Source organism: Nocardioides sp., from assembly GCF_025964975.1.
In the GTDB taxonomy this organism is placed as follows: Bacteria; Actinomycetota; Actinomycetes; order Propionibacteriales; family Nocardioidaceae; genus Nocardioides.
Window position 1 is genome coordinate 1 of the sequence record NZ_JAOPXV010000113.1, and the last position, 4,085, is coordinate 4,085.

The 4,085-nt window shown below is 68.2% G+C and carries 4 protein-coding genes, 2 rRNA genes and 1 pseudogene; 3 read left to right on the forward strand and 4 right to left on the reverse strand.

The annotated features are described in order from the left end of the window. The 3 genes and pseudogenes from JWN68_RS08115 to JWN68_RS19285 all read left to right on the forward strand — a co-directional run. Positions 1 to 158 (forward strand): acyl carrier protein (locus JWN68_RS08115; protein ID WP_297737327.1); only part of this gene is annotated, 158 nt, incomplete at its 5' end. An 84-nt stretch (positions 159 to 242) separates the two neighbouring features. Then, the gene (locus tag JWN68_RS08120) at positions 243 to 1,481 is read left to right on the forward strand and encodes a beta-ketoacyl synthase (protein ID WP_297737319.1); all 1,239 of its coding nucleotides are present in this window, start codon (positions 243 to 245) and stop codon (positions 1,479 to 1,481) included. 10 nt (positions 1,482 to 1,491) lie between these two features. Continuing rightward, positions 1,492 to 1,722 (forward strand): annotated as a pseudogene (locus JWN68_RS19285) (carboxyl transferase domain-containing protein); the annotation flags it as partial. Between the two features lie 111 nt (positions 1,723 to 1,833). Here JWN68_RS19285 and JWN68_RS08125 read toward each other — a convergent pair. The 4 genes from JWN68_RS08125 to JWN68_RS08140 form a co-directional block, all read right to left on the reverse strand. Next, positions 1,834 to 2,361, reverse strand: a complete 528-nt coding sequence (locus JWN68_RS08125) for a DUF3145 domain-containing protein (protein ID WP_297737322.1) — start codon at positions 2,359 to 2,361, stop codon at positions 1,834 to 1,836. Between the two features lie 159 nt (positions 2,362 to 2,520). Beyond that, positions 2,521 to 3,120, reverse strand: coding sequence for a hypothetical protein (locus tag JWN68_RS08130; protein WP_297737325.1), 600 nt, complete (start codon positions 3,118 to 3,120; stop codon positions 2,521 to 2,523). 480 nt (positions 3,121 to 3,600) lie between these two features. Then, positions 3,601 to 3,717 (reverse strand): 5S ribosomal RNA (gene rrf / locus JWN68_RS08135). Between the two features lie 197 nt (positions 3,718 to 3,914). Then, a 23S ribosomal RNA gene (locus JWN68_RS08140) occupies positions 3,915 to 4,085 on the reverse strand; the annotation flags it as partial.

The following is a 4,085-nucleotide window of genomic DNA, read 5'->3' on the forward strand; positions in this document are numbered from 1 at the left end:
AGTCCTTCGTGGACGACCTCGACGTCGACTCGCTCTCCATGGTCGAGGTCGTCGTGGCCGCCGAGGAGAAGTTCGGCGTGACCATCCCCGACGACGAGGTCAAGAACCTCAAGACCGTCGGCGACGCAGTCGCCTTCATCGAGCGTCAGCAGGACTGATCAGCCGGCGGCCGGGCCCCTGGCCCGGCCGCTCCAGCTCGCTACCCGCCTTCGCGACACCTCAGCAGAACGGACAGATCCCCCATGACCACGACCCGCGTAGTCGTCACCGGACTCGGAGCGACCTCCCCCCTCGGAGGTGACGTCAAGACAACGTGGGACGCCCTCCTCGCGGGCACGTCCGGCATCCGCCACCTCGAGGACGACTGGGTCGACCAGCTGCCGGTCAAGATCGGCGGACGGGTGGCCGTGGAGCCCTCCGAGGTGCTCGAACGCGTCAAGGCACGACGACTCGATCGCTCGAGCCAGTTCGCCATGGTCGCCGCGGACGAGGCGTGGGCCGACTCCGGGCTGGAGGGCGCCATCGAGCCGGAGCGTCTGGCGGTGTCCGTGGCCTCGGGGATCGGTGGCGTCACGACGCTGCTCGCCAACTACGACACGCTACTCGAGAAGGGCGCCCGTCGCGTCTCGCCCCTCGCCGTACCCATGTTGATGCCCAACGCCCCCGCCGCCAACATCAGCCTCAAGTACGGCGCCCGCGGAGCCGTGCACGCCCCCACCTCCGCCTGCGCGTCCGGCAACGAGGCCATCGCGATGGCCATCGACCTGATTCGCCTCGGCCGGGCCGACGCCGTGATCGCCGGCGGCACCGAGGCCGCGATGCACGCGCTCCCGATGGCAGCGTTCGCCAACATGATGGCGCTGTCCAAGAACGAGGGCGACCCCACGACGGTCTCGCGTCCCTGGGACCTCGCGCGGGACGGCTTCGTGCTCGGTGAGGGCAGTGCCGTGCTCATCCTCGAGTCCGAGGAACACGCCCGTGCTCGCGGAGCCCGGATCTACGCGACCGTCCTCGGTGCCGGCATCAGCAACGACGCCCACGACATCGCCCAGCCCGACCCCGAGGGTCGCGGCGGCACCCGAGCCATCCAGATGGCGCTGCGTGAGGGCGACGTCGACCCGGCCACCGTGGTGCACGTCAACGCGCACGCCACGTCCACACCGAAGGGTGACATCGCCGAGGGCCTGATGTTGCACGCTGTCCTGGGCTCGCACGTCGACCGGTGCGTCGTCACCAGCACCAAGTCCATGACCGGCCACCTCCTCGGTGGAGCCGGTGCCCTCGAGGCCGTCGCGACCGTGCTGGCGCTCCAGCACCGCATGAGCCCGCCCACCATCAACCTGGACAACAAGGACCCCGAGGTCGACCTCGACATCCCGACGTCGGCGCGCGAGCTGCCCGAGGGCGACATCGTCGGCCTCAACAACTCGTTCGGATTCGGTGGTGCCAACGTCGCGGTCGCCTTCGGCAGCGCGTCGTGACCGCAACGGTCAGGAGTGGGACGGGGTCGTACGCCGCGGCGCCAAGCTCCAGCACGCCTTCGGCGAGTGTGTCGTCCCCCGAGTGACGCTCGTGACCCCCGCAGGAACTACGGCGGTGCCTACATCGCGATGAACGCCCGGTCCCTGGGCGCGACCCGGGGTGCTCGCCTGGCCCCGCGCCGAGGTCGCCGTGATGGGCGCGGTCGCGGCCATCCAGATCCTGCACCGGCGACGTCTGGCTGAGGTCTCCAACGAGATCGACACCTCAGGCGTACGCCGCGGACAGCACGGCAACATTGCGTTGTGTCGAGACGAACAACCGGCTGAGGACGACCCCGGGGCGGCGCCCGCGTCAGACGACCTGGTGGAGCCAGCGCACAGGGGCGCCCTCGCCGGCGTGGCGGAAGGTCTCCAGCTCGTCGTCCCACGGCTTGCCGAGGAGCTTGTCGATCTCGTTGAGCAGGGTGGTGTCGCCGAGGGCGGCCTTGACGACGGCTGCCTTGAGGCGGTCTTCGGGGATCATCACGTCGCCGTGGAGCCCGGTCACCGCGTGATAGACGCCGAGCTCCGGAGTGAAGGAGAAGCGCGTGCCCTCGCTGGCGCTGGTGGGCTCCTCGGTGATCTCGAAGCGCAGGTGGTCCCAACCACGCAGCGCGGAGGCAACCGCTGCCGCAGAACCTACGGAGCCAGCCCACGACAGCTCGGCGCGATAGGTACCGGGCTGCGCGGGTTGCGGGATCCAGTCCAGGCTCACCGCGACGCCGAGCACCCCGCCCACAGCCCACTCGATGTGCGGGCACAGCGCAGACGCCGCTGAGTGCACGTAGAGAATGCCCCGGGTCCCGGCAACGTCCGGGCGGGTGTGGTTGCGTGTGGTCACCGTGACCTCCTTGAAGTTCCGACGCCTAGATGCGCCTTCCCCAGCGGGTCTGCGCGACGGCTCAACAAGATCTGATGACACCTGATGTGGTTTGTGGCTTCATTGTGACCCATGTGGCAGGCGATTGCCAGCGGGACGCCCCAAACCGTGTCGCGGGCGTCAGCCGATTCGCTTCTCGAGCACCTCAGCCCGCTCAGCCGCGTCCGTGATCTGCTCGCTGTCGATCGCGTGCGTCCGGTGGAACCACGCCAGCGCATCGCTCTCGCGGCCAGCCGCCTCGAGCGTGTCGGCATAGGCGTAGCGGAGCCGGACGACCCAGGCCGCCCGGCTGTTCGAGGTCAGCGGCGCGAGCTCGAGCGTGCGCAGGGCAGCGTCGAGCTGTCCCATGTCACGGCGAGCTCCCGCCTCGACCAGAGTCATCTCCGCCTTCGCCTCCGGCTGGAAGTTCGCCACGGAGGGGCTCTTGGCCAGCTTGAGGGACTGGGCGGGATTGCCCAGGGCGCGATGGCAGTCCGCCATGATCGGGAGGTACGCCGTCGCACCGTTCATGCGCTTGGCAGCCCTCAGCTCGGCGAGCGCTTCGGCATAGTGGCCCGCGGCGTACGCCGCCTCGCCGACGGCCTCACGCACCACGGCGATGCGCGAGGCACGCGCCCGCGCGGCAAGGGTGTGCTGATAGGCAGTCTCCGGGTCGTCGTCGATCAGCATCCCAGCGGCCGCCAGGTGGCGACCGACGCGTGCCGCCAACTTCTCAGGCATACCCTTGAGCTGGTTGGCCACGGCGCGGTCGAGCTCCTGACCAGTGACCTCATCGGGGAGAGGAGGGCCGTCGTACTGCGCCTGGTCGGTGGTCCGGGGACCCTGTTCCTCGCGCGGACGCTTCCAGTCGCCGTCTCGGGAACTTCGGCCGCCACTGGCGCTCCGGCCACCCCCACGAGCGTCACGGCTGTTCCGACCGGCCGGCTTCCCACCCCGCTGGTCCGACGTGGGGGCTCCGCGCTCCGGCTTGGACCCGCCGCGGGCGGGCGGCTTGGAGCCACCTCGAGCGGGCGGCTTGGCGCCTCCTCGTGATGCTGGGCGCTGGCTACGACGGTCCTCGGGCACGACGGAAACCTTTCGGTGAAGCTTGATCGCTGTTCTGATGTCTGGGCGGAGCGGGCGGTGCGTGCCACGATACTGCCCTCGGCGCAAATGCAGCAGAGGCCACCTGTCACCAGGTGGCCTCTGCCTCAAATGTATGTCCGGCGGCGTCCTACTCTCCCACAGCCTCTCGGTTGCAGGACCATCGGCGCTGAAAGGCTTAACTTCCGGGTTCGGTATGGGACCGGGTGTTTCCCTTTCGCTATGGCCGCCGTAACTCTGGCGGAACACACGCACCCAAACAATGTTTGGGGGTGTTCCAAGCATGATGATGTTGCTTGTTCAGTTGTGTTCACAAACCGTTGCCCCGATCAGGGGTGTGTGGTCTGGGAACTGCATGTGGACGCGGGCGTTGCTTTGTAGCGCAGGCTTGTGTGTGTCTCTCACGTGTGGTGATTGGTTTTGTACGGTGTTGGGACAAGCCCTCGGCCTATTAGTACCGGTCGGCTAGGCATTGCTGCTGTACACCTCCGGCCTATCAACCCCATGTTCTGTGGGGGGCCTTACCCAGTTACCTGGTGGGAAACCTCATCTTGAAACGTGCTTCCCGCTTAGATGCATTCAGCGGTTATCACTTCCGAACG

What these genes read in the sequence shown, in the direction of transcription:
- JWN68_RS08120 (WP_297737319.1), top strand. Translation starts at nt 243, where the DNA reads ATGACCACGACCCGCGTAGTCGTCACCGGACTCGGAGCGACCTCCCCC.
- JWN68_RS08130 (WP_297737325.1), bottom strand. Translation starts at nt 3,120, where the DNA reads ATGCCTGAGAAGTTGGCGGCACGCGTCGGTCGCCACCTGGCGGCCGCT.